Raw genomic sequence first — 15,626 nt, forward strand, 5'->3', positions numbered from 1 at the left:
CCATGAAGCCGGATTTTGCTAAAATAGAAGAAGAACGGATTGATGAGGAAACGGGACAATATCCGGTCGATTCCACCTCCTTACCGCATCTTGCTTTCGGTGCCGGAGCACCTCCTTTTTTACGTGCACCTTATGCAAGTATGTATTTACAAAAACCATGGACAATACGTCAATATGCAGGATTTTCAACGGCTGAAGATTCAAATGCATTTTATAGGAAAAACCTGGCTGCCGGTCAAAAAGGACTGTCCATAGCGTTTGATCTGGCTACACACCGTGGATATGATTCGGATCACCCGAGGGTAGAGGGAGACGTAGGAAAAGCGGGAGTTGCCATCGATTCTGTGGAAGACATGAAATTGCTTTTCGATAGTATTCCACTCGATCAGATGTCTGTTTCCATGACCATGAACGGTGCTGTGCTACCCATTATGGCATTTTACCTGGTGGCGGCTGAAGAACAGGGAGTGGCTTATGAAAAGCTTTCCGGAACCATTCAGAATGATATTTTGAAAGAGTTCATGGTACGTAACACCTATATCTATCCACCGGAGGCATCCATGCGTATTGTAGGCGATATTTTTGCTTATTCCTCCCGCTACATGCCGTTGTTTAATTCGATCAGTGTGAGTGGCTATCACATGCACGAAGCCGGAGCCCCCGCACATATTGAGCTTGCCTATACCCTGGCAGATGGACTTGAATACCTCCGTACAGGAATAGCCGCCGGCCTCAATATTGATGACTTTGCCCCCAGAATATCCTTCTTCTGGGGAATTGGCATGAATCATTTTACTGAGATGGCTAAACTCCGTGCAGGAAGGGCACTCTGGGCCAAAATTGTAAAACGTTTCGGTCCAAAAAATGAAAAATCTTTAATGCTGAGAGCACATTGTCAAACCAGCGGATTTAGTCTGACGGAGCAGGATCCATTCAATAATGTTGCCAGAACCTGTATTGAAGCGATGGCTGCGGTAATGGGACACACCCAATCTTTACACACCAATTCGTTGGATGAGGCCATTGCATTACCGACCGATTTTTCTGCACAAATTGCACGTAACACCCAACTGTATCTTCAACACGAAAGTGGCATTTGTCATACAGTGGATCCATGGGGGGGCTCTCATTACATAGAAAAACTAACAGATGAGCTTTGTCACCAAGCCTGGGAACTGATAGAAGAAATTGAACAATTAGGAGGAATGGCCAAAGCAATTGAAACAGGCATTCCTAAAATGAGGATTGAAGAAGCAGCCGTAAGAAAACAAGCCAGGATTGAGACGGGTCAGGATTCGTTAATCGGTGTAAATAAATTTCAAACTTCAGAGAAAGAACCATTGGATATTCTCGAAATTGATAATAGTACAGTCCGGGCCAATCAGATGGAAAGACTTGAAGTTCTTAAAAAAACGCGTAGTGACAGCGAAGTGACGGAAGCACTTAATAAAATTACTGAGGCATGTTCCAAACCCGGCAGAATGAACATGGACGAGAACTTGCTCTCACTCGCCGTAGACGCTGCACGTAAAAGGGCTACACTTGGAGAAATTTCGGAAGCTATGGAAAAGAAATTCGGAAGATATAGATCGACAATCCGGGCAGTTTCCGGAATTTATCAGTCGGAATCATCTGATGATGACAATTTCCGGACTGCGTTACAAATGTCGGATGCGTTTGCAGAAATGGATGGGCGCAGACCACGCATTCTGGTTGCTAAGATGGGACAGGATGGACACGATCGTGGAGCAAAAATTATCGCTACCAGTTTTGCTGATATAGGTTTTGATGTTGATATAGCGCCATTATTCCAGACACCACAGGAGGTGGCATTGCAAGCTGCAGAAAATGATGTACATGTTGTAGGCATCTCCAGCCTGACGGCAGGTCACAAAACCCTGCTCCCTCAGTTGATTGATGAACTACAAAGATTAGGCAGAGACGACATTATGGTTATCGTCGGAGGAGTGATTCCTGCTCAGGATCATCAATTTTTGTATGATGCCGGTGTAAAAGGAATATTCGGACCCGGGACTATTATTTCTGTGGCTGCACAGAAAATCCTGACCAAGTTGATGACTTGACTCAGATCTGGCTTAAAATCAACGAAGTACAGTTTCCGCCAAACCCGAATGAATTAGAAAGCACATTCCTGATTTCAGATTTGGAAAGTACTGACACCGGTGCACATTCAGGATCAATAGGCAATCGGATGTTTAGCAACGGAAAAATGATCTGATGCTGAAGAGACAGAATGCTAAAAACCGCTTCGACTGCTCCTGCCGCTCCCAGTGTATGACCTGTATAGGGTTTTGTGGAATTATAAGAAGGAACTTTATCGAAAATCTGTTTCAATCCGTTCAATTCAACTTGATCATTATTGAGTGTTCCGGTGCCATGTGCATTTACATAATCGATAGCACTGGCTTGTAATCCTGCTGAATGCAAAGCCGCTCTCATGGACGCTACCGCTCCTATCGCCTCATCTGACATGGCAGACGGATGATGTGCATCATTTGCATTACCATAGCCTGCAATTTCAGCCAGAAATGGTTTACCTGCAGCATTTTCCTCAGACTCTAATATAAGGTATGCTGCCGCCTCCCCCAGGTTCAGGCCATCACGTTCTAAATCAAATGGTTTTGAAGGATTTGCCGACAGGATCTTAAGTGCATTAAAGCCGTTGACGGTATATTTAGCCAAACTATCTACTCCGCCTACAATAGCCCGCTTTATCCGGCCTGACTTAATGAGACGAGCGCCTAACATAATCGCATTTGCTGAAGAAGAACAGGCGGTATTAATGGTATTGGTATAACCACGCATCCCAAAATGTGCTGCGAGCCGAAGCGTGTGAGACGCACAGCTATAAGATTCGAGATATTCAGAGCTTCCTGACTGAAGATTAGCATCTTGGTATAACTGATCCGTCAGACACATGCCACCTACTGTACTGGCCGATATAAATGCAGTATCATATTCCCGAAGTTCATCTTCGGTCAGTTCTGCTTGTTGCACGGCTTCCTTCATTGCCATGAGTGCAAGCAGGTCTGTTCGGGTATACCCCCTAGCCGATATCCCCAGCGCTTCGCGAAGTTGCTCTGTACTTTGTCTGACTTCTCCGAAAGGTAAAATTGCCGTGTAAACCGATTTGAAATGGACTGCCTTAGCCACGCCGGTTTTTCCCTGACTCAGACCAGCATAATTCTCAATTACACCATTACCTGCTGCACTGATAATCCCCATTCCTGTTACAATCACACGGCCCATTTACTCACGCAGTTTTGGTGTTAGCCAGAATATAAGCTGCCATGTGGTTGACATCTACCAATATCTTCCTTCCTTCTGCCGGATTGTTGATTTTGATACCATACTCTCGTTCCAGCAATACGACAAGCTCCAGAGAATCAATGGAATCCAGACCCAAATCACCACCAAATAGCGGTTCGTCATCTTTGATATCATCAGGATTAATATCAAGCAGGTTAAGATATTGCACAATTTGTCCTTTCAGAACAGACTTTAAACTTTCTATATCCATGGTTAAATGATTTCTAATAGTAATTTATGATTTTCAATGTATAAAATTGCTTCGGAGGGATCGTGTTCCTTCGCTATATGATTTTTTCAATCTTCAGTTTAAAATAGGTACAAAGTTGGCAAATGAGGATAAATATGCCAAGAAATACAAATACACCCCATAATTCAGGCCAGCTCCCGCCTTTCAGAAACAATATGTAAAATCCTTCCAGGCACCAATGGAGAGGCGAAAAATTGCTTACTACCTGCATGTAGGACGGCATTACGAATGTCGGCACCAAAATACCCCCAATTGCTCCGAACATGATAATTGACACCGCTCCGAAACCGTTGGCCTGCTCCTGCGTTCTGGCAAACGAACCTATTACAAGTGCATAGCTTACAGCTGCCATGCTACTCATGAAAATGACAGAAGCAAAAGCCGGGAGATTTCCCGGCAACATCAGTTTGGGTAGTCCTAACAAGGGTAATATCCACATGCCCATCGAAAACGTCAGGATAACCTGTAATACTGCCACGCCCAAATACACACTCATTTTACCAAACATCACCAGCATAAAACTGGACGGCATCGTTTTCAATCTTAGGAAACTACCATTTACCCGCTCCTTCACAATATTGCTTCCCAACGATACCACCATAAAAAACATGGCGAAGATAGTCCATGCAGGAACATTATGCTGGGTCGAGTTGGGAACCGCCATAGACTTATTATTGGTCGCGACGATCTTATTGATCTTTACGCGGTTCTCTATCATTCTCTCTTTTAAAATCCCGGATTTATCTCCAAGCCCCATTTCAGCATACATATCATCGATCATCAGAGAATTTTCAATGATGCTCAGGTAAGATTGTATGACACCCATCACCGAATAGGTATAATTTTCCTGTAATACAGGATCGCTATAAAAAGTGATGGATGGAATATCAGCTTTTTGGGTGCTTGTAGAATCATAATCCAGACCAAGATCTTTCATCAGAATATTGCTCACATCTCCGGCATTGGATTCGAGCCCGATAGAAAATGATTCAGGAATATGCAATGCAATCATTTTACCTCTGGCCAGCAATTCTTCCTTTAAAATACTAGCATCAGTACCTGCTACATTTTCTATTTCAAATAAACCTGAAGTTGTGAGTACATCTGTCAGTTTCTTTCCTAGTTCACCGTGGTCGCTGTTCATCACCAGCAAGGGAATCTTATTCTCATTCACGACCTTATAGACGCTATCCTGAATGATGGTGATAATAAAAACCAGTAATAATGGCATCAGGAACATCAGCGCCAGACCTACTTTATCGTTGATCAGCAACAAAAATTCCTTTTTTACAGATGCATAAACTTTAAACATATTACTAATCTCTATACGCTTCTCCGGTCAGTTTGATAAAGAGCGACTGCAAATCTGAGACCTGATGAGCGGTTTTCAATTCTGACAATCCTCCATGTGCGATAACCTTTCCATGATCCACAAGTGCAATCCGATTACAGAATTCTTCTGCTTCTGACATGTGATGAGAAGTGTAGACAATTGTTGTGCCTGCCTGATTCAACTGCTGAAGATATCTAATAATCGCATTTTTACTTTGAACGTCGACGCCGACAGTCGGTTCATCCAAAAAAAGAATACCCGGGCGATGGATGATACCAATAGCCAGATTGACGCGACGTTTCATACCTCCCGAAAAGGTACCAACCGGTTTGTCGGCAGCTTTTGTCAAGCCAAGTACTTCCAGTAATTCTTCCCGCCTCGCAACCAGATCCTCTTTTTTCAGATTATACATGGCTCCGAAATAATCCAGATTTTGCCTGGGTGTGAGCTCATGATAAAAAGCGTATTCCTGAGGAACAAAACCGATCAGACTTCTTCTTCCTGTCAGGGACACTTCTTCACCACGGTTATAAAATCGAACTTCTCCGGAAGACTGCGGAATAATGCCGCAAAGAATAGAAATCAGCGTAGTTTTTCCAGCTCCGTTAGGGCCGAGCAAACCAAAAACATCCGATTCAAAAATATCCAGTGATATATCTGTAAGCGTATTTTCAGAAGCTGATTTATATGTATGAGATACCTGTTGAATCTCTATTGCAGGTAATTTAGTCATGTTTTACTGGCTCACTTTCCAAGATTAAGTTTGGAAAGTTTTTGAAATGCTTCCTTTTCCACCGAACGGATGTTGAGAAGCATATCTGCGATTTCTTCAAAATCTTTCTGTTCTGTCAGCCTGCCTTTGTATACTCCTGCCATCTTGATAGCACTTCCCCTCCACAAATCTCCCGCACGGGTAAAGTCTTCTGACAAATTGGAAAGACGATCGTCCTGTAGCCAGACTGCTGATTCTTCGAGAAAGGCACCATATAAGAATCGGAACCCACCGCCGCCGGTACCGATCTCTTCCTGCATACGAACAATCTGACCCAGGTATAGACTTGCTTTCTTAAGTCCTAATTTGTCTCTCCACTTTCTTACATGATTGGATGTATGTCTGATACCATCCACACCAGCAAAGTTTCCAGGAATGCGTAACATATCCCGGACATTTCGCTTAATCCCCGTTACAATACCTTTTCTGATCAGGTCGTCATTGATAACACCAATCTTTTCAGGAAAGTAGATATGTCCTTTTGGAGCTAGTGGCCCTTGTGCAAATCTCACCCGATTTAATTCCTGTGCAGAAAGATGCGTCACGTCTTCCATGATAGGGTCACTGATGTTGTATTGATCACCTTCGCGACCATATACAATCAGGTTATGGGCATTAAAATGGAATCTGTATTCTTTTGGAAAATAGGTCAGATGAAAAACACCTACCTGACAGCCTACGGGCACGCCTTCGCTTATTTTCTTATCCAGAAAAAGCTGAGCTTTTTCCTGGTTACTAAATTTCTTACGACTTACTTCTACCCCAAGCGCCTTGCAGGTTCTTGCAAAGATGGCACCCGGCATCGTCCTGAAAGAAATGGCAGGACCGTTGTTAATGGTGAGAAAAGGGATTTGTATATAAAACAGCCCTGATCCCATCCCAAAAGCGAGAGGTTCGGTTACGAAATCAAGTCCATGATGACGAAGCAGTGCCGTTGTTACACCATTTTCACAGTGTGCGGCCTGAACGTGCTGAAATTCATCTGTCTGTAAATCGGTATTCAATTGTTTAACCTTTAAAATTTTTCAATTCGTCTACTGTAACATCAAAGGCGTCGGCATACTTCTGAAGCTTTCTGTCACTAAGCCCCTTAAATACAGATGGTTTCAAATGTCGTTTTATAAAAAAAGTAAAGAATCCCGTATAGCCTGCCAATACCTGAAGATCCATGAGTCTTAGTTCCATAAAATAGTATACCGGACTTTTCTCACCATTTATTACAGCCTTCCGCGCCTCTTCCACTCTATCATTCACGTTGTCCCAGGCACTGTCGAGCGCCTCTTTTTTTACATCCCAGCCTTTGCTCAGCGCGGTTTCATATTTCCCATCCTCATTTTTGACATAGCAAAGCTCACGTGTCAAACGTGATAAAGCGCCCGGCTCCTGTGGCAAATCTTCCTTTTTCATAATGAATGATAGTTAAAACAGCATGAGTCAGATAGGGAAATAGGATAACAATTTAATCAATTATTATTAGCAAACCGTTAACAGACAGAACATATAAGAAAATCTTGAACTCTCCGGCACCGCCAGCAAAACCTTCTGACCTTTTTCAAGTTTACCACTATTGAACAGCTCTTCCACCATCATATAAATGGATGCAGCTCCTACATTCCCTTTTGTTGCAAGATTTGTAAACCATTTCTCCTTCGGAACCGGGATGCCATTTTCAATCAGTACATCTTCAATTTTACTTTCAAAAAAGTAACTCGAAATATGAGGAAGGAAATAATCGACGTCATTCATATCAAATCCTTTTTCGTCCAATATTCCTTTCAGATTGTTGAATCCCAGCTTTACGATCTTTTCACTCAACAATTTCACGTCCTGCTTAATGCCAAAAACTGACTTGGACTGAATTTCCTCAGTTGAATAATCCTTGAAACTTTTCAGAGTTCCATCCTCCAGTTTGTGTGCACCCTGATACATACAAGCCTCTTCGACGTTGGCAAAAGAACAGCCCTCAATCCACTCAATTTTAAGTGAAGGACCTGTCTCATTAGGTTTACCTTCAACTAAAAAGGCACCTGCTCCATCAGAAAGCATCCATCTTAAAAAATCTTTATCAAATGAAACGTAAGGATTCTGCTCCAAACGGATGAGCTCCTGCACTTCCTCTTCAAATTGCTCGGCCCTCAGGGAAGGAGAAAAACGCTCAGATGCAACTGCAATTGCCTTTTTCTTATCCTGAAGTTTTACTGACATGTAGGCATATTTCAAAGCATGCATACCTGCACAGCAAACGCCAGAGGGAGATACCACTTCGATGGAACCCGTTTCCGGCAGCCATCCGTGAATCATTACGCCATGTGAAGGCATGAGCTGGTCAGGACTGGAGGTACCTGCACTCAGTAGATCTGCCTCTTTTATTTCATTGACATCCTCTGTAAAAAGTCCCTTCACGGCCAAAGCAGCCATTTCTGCATTTGTATGAGTTGGCTGACCATCTCGTGTATATGCGTAGTAGCGGTTCTTGATTTTGTTGTTTCTTAAAACAATCGCTTTGGATTTAGATGACTTGCCGTTTATGAATCCCAGATATCCTTCCATCTCTTCGTTGGCAACGCCCTCGTTTGGAAGAAATTTGGAAACTCTGGTTATGTATGCTTCTGACATTTTAATAATGGTAATAATTAATAGGTTGATGATTTACCGATAGTAATATCAGTCTACACCGTAATAGTATTCTTTTGACTTCTTTATTGACTTTTGACTAAACGGGGCAATCAATATAAAATATACCGTTAAAATAATAGGGGAAGCTACGAAAAGCGCTATCAGTAAATAATACTTAAACAAATTGACAAAAAACTGTCTTTTTTGCGCTGTTGTTCCCCTTTTCTTAATCAGGCTTGCCCATATTCTGAATATCTTTTTGCCCCTCATTTCGATAAACCATATATCGGTCGGAATGTCGATCAGCCCGAGAGATAGAATTTGCTTTTGCAGACCTGAAAAATTGCTTTCCTGTAATGCCTGGTTCACAATCACTCCAAACCTATCGGCACTCTTAATATCCTTTTCACTCACGCCCGGAACTGGTAATACACCCCATTTCCGCTCCTTTTTACCCGTAAGCATCCAGTGAAAAATAGTGAGTACGCTTATTAAATTAGGCTCACGATCCATCAATGGGATATTACCAACCAATCTTCCACCAGCCGCCTTGATATAGGTCTTGATACTCTCCTGGGAATTGAGCCACATATTTCTTCCACCTATCACAGTCACGACCGGTGTGCCATTCAGTTTTTGCCGAAAGGTGTGATCCTGTAAAATGGAGGTCGCAGGAAGTGATGGAGACAAAAACCATGGCTGGTAACCAAACACTATTAAATCATACCGATCGGATTGATAATGAATAGGTTTGATAGCAATCGCTTCCTCATTCACACATTCAGGCATAGTGTTGTAGAACACTTCACTGGTCCAGGGAAATGCAATGGGATTTACCGGCTCGATGGCAACTCTCTCAATTTCTGCATTTTCAAAAGGGAGTAAAAAGTTGTCAATGATTTCATTCAACTGGCCCGATTGAGAATAATTAATTACTAGCACCTTTTTCATTTGAACAAGCTAATATTTCAGATGCCTTTACTGCAAATCTATTGTTTTGATAACTTTTGAATTTAACGAATAATTCCTGATCACTTTCCTAAGTTCTTCACTAAGCCTCTTATAATTGCTTATAATCAACTCTTTATCTTCCCTCAGATTCTTGTTGTATTTCAAAATTCCGGGAGCATGTTCCTGAATAGTTAGCCTGATAAACCGGTATTCCGCATTGTCAGGATTCCGGCTGATTTCTGCTTCCAGCAACGCTGCACCACCTTTGAACATCCTGACCTTATTACTTGCCCCTTTCGTAAAATCGGCTTTTTTCATCAGCAAGGCTCCTTTGTGAGCTTTGGCTTGCGATGTTGATGAACCTGCCTCTATTCTGGCTATTTCATTATCCAGCGCAGCCTCTGAGGTACCTGCCAGGATCTCAAAAAAAGCCGCCAGGTCCTTTCCTGTGCCTTTTAAGTTACAAAATAGTGTCAGGAGCACAACCGCTGAAAAAATACGCACTTTCATTTTCACACCAATTCAGTTCTACAAAGATAGAAATTACTCAATACTATGCATGAGACCTTTTGCGGCACTCCAGTATCGAATGATAACTGTCTCCGATCAAAGGATAGGTCTCCACTACCTCAAATCCCGATTCTTTAACCAAGTCTTTCATCACATCGATACTGTACATCTTACTGTTGCCATTGGCCATGATGGTAAAATATAACGAAGTGGCTACCAAACTGTACTCAGCCGCAGGAAAAGCCTGGTTGTCAAAAAATGGTTCCAGAATATATAGCGTAGTATCTTCTGAAGCCGCTTGCCATGCATTCTTGAGAATTTGCACAATTTCCTCCGTTGAAAAACAGTCCAGAAACTGACTCATCCAGATCACATCAGGTCCCTGAGGAATTTTCTGTTCCGTGTTCAGCAGGTCGATTGCATGAAAATCGATACGATCCAGCAACCCTTTTTCTGTGGCATTCTGGCGAGCTACTTTTAACTGAACAGGCAAATCAAGTATTTTTATCCGGACATCCGGATCATGCGCACAGCAGGCAAAAGACCATTTACCGGTATTGCCGCCTATATCAAATATCATCCTCGGATTCTTACGAAAAACAATTTTTAACGCTTCCGGGAAAGCGCCATCCGAATAGTAATGATCGAAATCAAACCATGATTTTTTGGCCGGCTCAGGTAATATCGAAAGCCCCTCATATATCGTCGGCCATTCGCCCAGCTGTTTCAATCCTTCGGGCTTACCTTTTACTATGCTGTCCGTCATGGCCTTTGCACCCATGTAGCAAACGTCATTCATGAAGTTCACGTTGATACGTGTCATTTCATCTTTGAGAAGGAAAAAACCGATTTTCGTAATCTTCACTATTTGGTCCTCAACTTCTACAACACCTGTCACCTCGGCAGCTTCAACAAGCAATTTGATACCATACTCACTTACATCCATCTTCTCCACAATCGTATCAATGCTTACCCCTTTACGATGTTTGTTGATAAATTCGAGGATACCCAAGTCACGCATGGCTACAACCGCCTGGAAAAACATGGGGCCGAAAGCGATTTTTTGCGCTTCATACTTGGCTTCAATTGCCGATAATTCTTTTTTCATTCGCTGTTTTAATGGTCACCTTGTCCGGAGGACTGGGTGCTGTTTTTATATCTTCTCCTTAGTTTCTTCGTTTTCAAATCCTGTTCATGCCACTGAATGTATGCACCCATCGTTCCCCGAAACCTTTGAAAAAAATTTTCACGCTCTGACAACTTCACATAATGCGGCTTCATCGCTACTGCAGGATTTATCCCGGGTTCAGGCATTTGCATGGCCTTTAAAGTATCCAGCACAGTGGGCAGGAAATTAATCGGCAACTCAAATCTCCGGACAAATTTAGTCATATAACTATTCTGATAGGGATCTGTAGCCAACGCAACTTTTTTGAAACCCATATCACGGGCCATACAAAACGAGTAATACACGTTTTCCGTACTATGTTCGGCATTTTCTTCCGTAAAAATCCGTTCCAAAGGCACACCCAAAGCTGTCGCATATTGTGCCATAATTTTGCTTTCAATATATGGAGTAGCAACTGCGGAGCCTGAAAAAATGATATTTTTAGTATATCCGTTCTGAAACAGAAAATTGGCCCAGTGAACCCTCATCTTTACCACTCTATCCCAGTTTTGCCCATTATATGGAAATCCGGGAACAATGATAACATCATAAGGTTGTTCTTTAACATGCTCACGGAATGACTTTTCGGCGGAACGAAACAGCATTTTGGTGCAGCTTGCAAAGAGCAACAGGAACAGTACACTTAGGTATCGGATTTTCACGCTGACTGGCTTCAAAATAAGTAAGCTGTAAAACGTCCAAAAGAGAAGAACGTTTCACAGCTTGCAAAAAAACTTATGGTTCGTATCAGTTTTGAAAACCTGAAAATAGAAAACTATTTCCTAATTCTCATTATTTAGCCGTTTGGCTCCACTTCTTGTAATAATTGGAACCGATGTTTCCGTTGATTTTATATACCGCACCTGCCCAATAATTACGGAAACCAAAACCAGCTGCTTTACCCTCTATTTTTTCAATAAGTAGGACGTTGCGCGTCGCAAGATCAATAAACGTAACCCATACAGTCATTTTCTCCAGGGTTTTGTTCAGACTTTCCACAACGTACACGACACCAACACCCTCCTTTTCACTTAACACATATTTGGACACTGCTCTTCTTGCCTGATCCTCTGTAAGTGTGTAAGATTCGTTGATAATATTGTCTGCCACATTCGCATTCTTGTTATGTTTGATCATATCAGAAACCTTTGCACTGTATTGATCTGCTCTCAATTTAAGCGGCTTTTCCAGTGAAAACTTTTTAGGTTCAGCTTCTATCAGCGTATTCCAGCTTACCATATGCTGATTCTGAATTGCGTTCGGGTCAGTAAAACCCGGACTGCCAATATATTTTGCCTGAGTGAAATCCAGTCCCAGAAAAATAACTTTTTCTTTTCCGGTGAAAACATCAGCAAGGGTATTCTGCGCGTAACCCTGCACAAAACTTAAAGCCAGGAGGCCAGCAATAAAGAACTTTTTCATTTTAAGTTTTAATTCAATTAATCAGATGGCTATTTATTTCAATTTTTTATCTAAAAAATCAGCTAAGCTTTTTCCTGCCTTGGCATAAAAGTCTGTAATACGAATAATCCTATTCACGGACTTTCACCGGAATCCACGCTGCCCGATTTCAGATCAACATGCCTGAGTAAAAAAAGTATCACACAAACACAGAAATACCTCCATAGAGGCCGCTTCAACGAAGGATTTCATACATTCGATTTGTTACAGAATAGAGACAGATCATATATATATCAATTTCTCAGGTTTGCGTTTTTCCTGTTTGTATATTCTGAAGTTGAGTTCTTGAGCGGTAATAAATTCGAGTAGAGGAGACACCCGAAGCTTCGATTTGAAGAGCGAGTGAAGCATCTCCCGGAATGTTGGATTGGATAAGTTTAGCGGTAGTAAAACCGTTATTTCATCATTCCCATATTGGTTTTTCGAAACCACCACCTGATATAACTCTATTTCCTTCACCATATCCAGCACATCAAAAATCGCAGGCGGAAATATCGTGGTTCCCTTGAACTTGATCATCTGTTGCTTCCTGCCGACAACGGGGCCTAGTCGTTCGCTGGTTCTGCCACATCTGCACGGTTCGTAATATACATGACAGAGATCTCCGGTTTTATAGCGGATCAAGGGCATACCTTCCACGCCTAGGGTAGTTACAACGACTTCACCCAATCCCCCTTCACTAACCGTATTTCCTTCTTCATCTACCACTTCCAATATCAGCAGTTCCGGGTTGAGATGGCCGCCGTTTCCATATTCGCACTCCGTAAATGCTGCACCCATTTCTGTAGATGCGTAGGTGGAATAGAGTTTTACATTCCATTGAGAGGTAATACGTTTGCCCAGCTCGTTATAGGTAAAATCCGCATTCCGGATCGGCTCGCCAATACAAATCACCGCCCTGACACTTGAAGAAGCGAAGTCGATTCCGTTTGCTTCGGCATAATCCAGCAATCTTGGAATGAAAGATGGAATCGCAATCAAAACCGTTGGCGAAAACCGCTGAATGGACTCCCATTGCAGAAACGGTGCACCCGGCCCTACCCGGATCATTCCAGCTCCTATTTTCCGCGCACCCATCCAATAAGCCAATCCTGCCATGAAACGCTTGTCGATCGTAGTCATCAGCTGATAAATATCATCGGCACCACCACCAGCACAGCGAAAAGATTCAGACTCATTGGTAGCCAGTCTTTCTATATCTGAGTCGGTGAGATAAAAGGCGACCGGATCGCTCATCGTACCGGAAGTTGTTACAAAATCGGCAATACTGCTTTTTGGAACACAAAGAAAAGCGTCGTTTTCCCGGGCCAAATCATCCTTAGTTGTGAACGGGAGCTGCTTCAGATCCGAAGCGGACTTAATGCGGGTGTAGTCAATATCATATTCAGTGAATATTCGTTGATAATAAGGCGAGCGCCCTGCAACATATTCGACCAGTGACTGTAGCCGTGTATTCGCTATTTCGTTTTTCATGACTTGTTGGTAATGTAACTATGCTTTGGCCAGCGACTTTTTGCAGGCCTCTATTCTATCGAGTAGTATCTGTCTTTCATTTTCTGATGCTACTTCTCGTGTCAGTGATCGCTTATAATAAGCAATGGCTTTCTGGTATTCCTTACGGGCTTCATAATAATTTCCTAAAGACAAATAGGTCACATAGCTCTCCGGATTATTACCGATAAAATCTCTTTCCGCTTCTGCGCTCAGTTCGTAAGGAATGCTCAGCATGACAAACTTATGGATATGCTGTTTGACGACTTTATAAGCTTCATACTTTTGATAATCGGCAGAATTCAGGAACGGATCACTTGCTACAGCCAGTGAATCGATAGTATGGAATGATTTTACATTTCCGAACACATGCTGCAGATCATAACAAATGAATGCGCCTAATTGATACGGAGGTGTTGATACCCACATTTTTTTCTGTTCTGGCTTGAAAATCACACCATGATGCGCAATCAATTGATTCAGCGATTTGGCATTTCCGTAACCAATAAACTTATCATTCACACCATTCTTATCCCTCAGCACACCGGCCGCCTTTTTTATATCCAATGGAAATGACCGGGAAAGTAACTCATTCATACGTTCAAACCGGTAGCGGGAATCGCTCGACTGAATGTTTTTGATATTCACTGAATCCTTTGCGAATGCTTTACTCTGATAATGATTGGCGCACACAAGCTGATCGCCGACAGGCTGATACATGTCCATTTTACCCGGAGACTTCTCAATGATCGCTGCGTCATGATCTGCAGCCGATCCGATCAGTAGCGATTCCGAAACAAACGTTTCGCTTCTGGCGGCAATTTTTCTGGCTTCCTCTATGGTTCCTGCATACTGCAAAATCTCACGCGCCAACAGAGAGATCGGCTCTTTGGCGGCAAACGGGATATCAGATTTGGAAGCGTTGAGCGTAACTGTGATGCCTTTTTCGTTCATACCAGACACCACGCCCGTTAATCCTGCCCAGGCGTATGATGCGAATTGATAGCCTTTGTCAGGTTTCATGAACACGATCAGCTTATCTTCAGCAAATGCATCTCCCATGTAAAAATCAAAATTCCTTCCGATTAATAAGGAAGAATCCGCTGATAACTTATTTTTCACCGCGAACGAAGTACAACCCACCATATTCAGATCCGTAAGCGCGTGGCCTATGTCGTGCGCCGCATGGTAATTGAGTATTCGGTAATACTTAGGACCGATATAATTGAATTTGTCCGAAAAGGATTGCGAAGCGCCATATATTTCCTGGAGATTTTCCTCAGGAATGTATTTGTAGATGTCCCTGTTGAACCAGCCGACAAATCCTCTTAATACGTGCAGGAAGAAATTATTCGGTATCATTTCGTTGATCTGATTCACAAAATGCACTTCCTGTTTTTCCATGAGTTCTCTGGCAAGGATCCCATAGATCAGTCCACGCTCATACGGAGAACCTTCCAGATACATTTCCCAAATACCATGCTCATTTTTACGTAGCCAGCAATGATCGACCTGATAATGATTTTCGCCAACCTGAACACGCTTATAACTGTCCACCGTTTTTGAACCGCTCACTTCCGGAGCGGGAATATGGATCCGCCAGAGAAAAAGAGCAAACAGAAAAGAAATGAGCAGCAGGAAAATCAAAGAGATTTTGCCAATTTTCCTGACTACCTTATTTTTAATAAACATCATTTTTCAAGATACAGAAGCACACATCAGATCAAACGTATCTGCGTTGGAA

At 42.5% G+C, this 15,626-nt stretch carries 15 protein-coding genes; 1 reads left to right on the forward strand and 14 read right to left on the reverse strand.

Going from position 1 to position 15,626, the window contains the following annotated elements; translation table 11 throughout:
* Positions 1-2 precede the first annotated feature (2 nt).
* Positions 3-2,084 (forward strand): methylmalonyl-CoA mutase, encoded by a 2,082-nt coding sequence (gene scpA / locus AC1XUE_RS06500; RefSeq protein ID WP_483355126.1) that lies wholly within the window; start codon positions 3-5, stop codon positions 2,082-2,084.
* Between the two features lies 1 nt (position 2,085).
* On the opposite strand, the gene AC1XUE_RS06505 is transcribed toward scpA, so the two are convergent.
* The 14 genes from AC1XUE_RS06505 to AC1XUE_RS06570 all read right to left on the reverse strand — a co-directional run bounded on the left by AC1XUE_RS06505 (position 2,086) and on the right by AC1XUE_RS06570 (position 15,577).
* Positions 2,086-3,270 carry a beta-ketoacyl-[acyl-carrier-protein] synthase family protein gene (locus AC1XUE_RS06505; protein WP_483355127.1) on the reverse strand — a complete coding sequence of 395 codons (1,185 nt, stop codon included), beginning with the start codon at positions 3,268-3,270 and terminating at the stop codon, positions 2,086-2,088.
* Between the two features lie 4 nt (positions 3,271-3,274).
* On the reverse strand, positions 3,275-3,541 hold the full coding sequence (locus AC1XUE_RS06510; protein ID WP_483355128.1) for a phosphopantetheine-binding protein: 267 nt from the start codon (positions 3,539-3,541) through the stop codon (positions 3,275-3,277).
* Between the two features lie 73 nt (positions 3,542-3,614).
* The gene (locus tag AC1XUE_RS06515; protein WP_483355129.1) at positions 3,615-4,892 is read right to left on the reverse strand and encodes an ABC transporter permease; all 1,278 of its coding nucleotides are present in this window, start codon (positions 4,890-4,892) and stop codon (positions 3,615-3,617) included.
* A gap of 4 nt (positions 4,893-4,896) precedes the next feature.
* A complete protein-coding gene (locus AC1XUE_RS06520; protein WP_483355130.1) occupies positions 4,897-5,646 on the reverse strand; it encodes an ABC transporter ATP-binding protein in 750 nt (249 codons plus the stop codon).
* Between the two features lie 11 nt (positions 5,647-5,657).
* Entirely contained in the window at positions 5,658-6,689 is a 1,032-nt protein-coding gene (gene darH, locus AC1XUE_RS06525) for a BtrH-related acyltransferase DarH (protein WP_483355131.1), read from the reverse strand.
* Between the two features lie 4 nt (positions 6,690-6,693).
* Positions 6,694-7,092 carry a flexirubin biosynthesis protein DarG gene (gene DarG / locus AC1XUE_RS06530; protein WP_483355132.1) on the reverse strand — a complete coding sequence of 133 codons (399 nt, stop codon included), beginning with the start codon at positions 7,090-7,092 and terminating at the stop codon, positions 6,694-6,696.
* A 66-nt stretch (positions 7,093-7,158) separates the two neighbouring features.
* Positions 7,159-8,301, reverse strand: coding sequence for a dialkylresorcinol biosynthesis protein DarB (gene darB / locus AC1XUE_RS06535; RefSeq protein WP_483355133.1), 1,143 nt, complete (start codon positions 8,299-8,301; stop codon positions 7,159-7,161).
* A 48-nt stretch (positions 8,302-8,349) separates the two neighbouring features.
* The gene (locus AC1XUE_RS06540; RefSeq protein WP_483355134.1) at positions 8,350-9,252 is read right to left on the reverse strand and encodes a hypothetical protein; all 903 of its coding nucleotides are present in this window, start codon (positions 9,250-9,252) and stop codon (positions 8,350-8,352) included.
* A gap of 27 nt (positions 9,253-9,279) precedes the next feature.
* Complete coding sequence (locus AC1XUE_RS06545) at positions 9,280-9,762, reverse strand: hypothetical protein (protein WP_483355135.1); 483 nt, start codon at positions 9,760-9,762, stop codon at positions 9,280-9,282.
* 43 nt (positions 9,763-9,805) lie between these two features.
* Positions 9,806-10,870, reverse strand: coding sequence for a methyltransferase (locus AC1XUE_RS06550; RefSeq protein ID WP_483355136.1), 1,065 nt, complete (start codon positions 10,868-10,870; stop codon positions 9,806-9,808).
* Positions 10,871-10,878: 8 nt separating this feature from the next.
* A complete protein-coding gene (locus tag AC1XUE_RS06555) occupies positions 10,879-11,535 on the reverse strand; it encodes a YdcF family protein (RefSeq protein ID WP_483355137.1) in 657 nt (218 codons plus the stop codon).
* A 187-nt stretch (positions 11,536-11,722) separates the two neighbouring features.
* Entirely contained in the window at positions 11,723-12,352 is a 630-nt protein-coding gene (locus tag AC1XUE_RS06560; protein ID WP_483355138.1) for a hypothetical protein, read from the reverse strand.
* A 261-nt stretch (positions 12,353-12,613) separates the two neighbouring features.
* Positions 12,614-13,864, reverse strand: coding sequence for a flexirubin biosynthesis putative acyl-CoA ligase FlxY (gene flxY, locus AC1XUE_RS06565; protein ID WP_483355139.1), 1,251 nt, complete (start codon positions 13,862-13,864; stop codon positions 12,614-12,616).
* Positions 13,865-13,882: 18 nt separating this feature from the next.
* On the reverse strand, positions 13,883-15,577 hold the full coding sequence (locus AC1XUE_RS06570; protein WP_483355140.1) for a C45 family autoproteolytic acyltransferase/hydrolase: 1,695 nt from the start codon (positions 15,575-15,577) through the stop codon (positions 13,883-13,885).
* Positions 15,578-15,626: the final 49 nt, after the last annotated feature.

The sequence above is a fragment of the Dyadobacter sp. HNCC25DJ187 genome (assembly GCF_056895255.1).

Excerpts from the sequence above, each read along its gene's own strand:
- AC1XUE_RS06520 (WP_483355130.1), bottom strand. The coding sequence starts at position 5,646 with ATGACTAAATTACCTGCAATAGAGATTCAACAGGTATCTCATACATAT.
- darB (WP_483355133.1), bottom strand. The coding sequence starts at position 8,301 with ATGTCAGAAGCATACATAACCAGAGTTTCCAAATTTCTTCCAAACGAG.
- AC1XUE_RS06510 (WP_483355128.1), bottom strand. The coding sequence starts at position 3,541 with ATGGATATAGAAAGTTTAAAGTCTGTTCTGAAAGGACAAATTGTGCAA.
- AC1XUE_RS06570 (WP_483355140.1), bottom strand. The coding sequence starts at position 15,577 with ATGATGTTTATTAAAAATAAGGTAGTCAGGAAAATTGGCAAAATCTCT.
- AC1XUE_RS06505 (WP_483355127.1), bottom strand. The coding sequence starts at position 3,270 with ATGGGCCGTGTGATTGTAACAGGAATGGGGATTATCAGTGCAGCAGGT.
- scpA (WP_483355126.1), top strand. The coding sequence starts at position 3 with ATGAAGCCGGATTTTGCTAAAATAGAAGAAGAACGGATTGATGAGGAA.
- AC1XUE_RS06515 (WP_483355129.1), bottom strand. The coding sequence starts at position 4,892 with ATGTTTAAAGTTTATGCATCTGTAAAAAAGGAATTTTTGTTGCTGATC.
- flxY (WP_483355139.1), bottom strand. The coding sequence starts at position 13,864 with ATGAAAAACGAAATAGCGAATACACGGCTACAGTCACTGGTCGAATAT.
- AC1XUE_RS06555 (WP_483355137.1), bottom strand. The coding sequence starts at position 11,535 with ATGCTGTTTCGTTCCGCCGAAAAGTCATTCCGTGAGCATGTTAAAGAA.
- AC1XUE_RS06540 (WP_483355134.1), bottom strand. The coding sequence starts at position 9,252 with ATGAAAAAGGTGCTAGTAATTAATTATTCTCAATCGGGCCAGTTGAAT.
- AC1XUE_RS06545 (WP_483355135.1), bottom strand. The coding sequence starts at position 9,762 with ATGAAAGTGCGTATTTTTTCAGCGGTTGTGCTCCTGACACTATTTTGT.
- DarG (WP_483355132.1), bottom strand. The coding sequence starts at position 7,092 with ATGAAAAAGGAAGATTTGCCACAGGAGCCGGGCGCTTTATCACGTTTG.
- AC1XUE_RS06560 (WP_483355138.1), bottom strand. The coding sequence starts at position 12,352 with ATGAAAAAGTTCTTTATTGCTGGCCTCCTGGCTTTAAGTTTTGTGCAG.
- AC1XUE_RS06550 (WP_483355136.1), bottom strand. The coding sequence starts at position 10,870 with ATGAAAAAAGAATTATCGGCAATTGAAGCCAAGTATGAAGCGCAAAAA.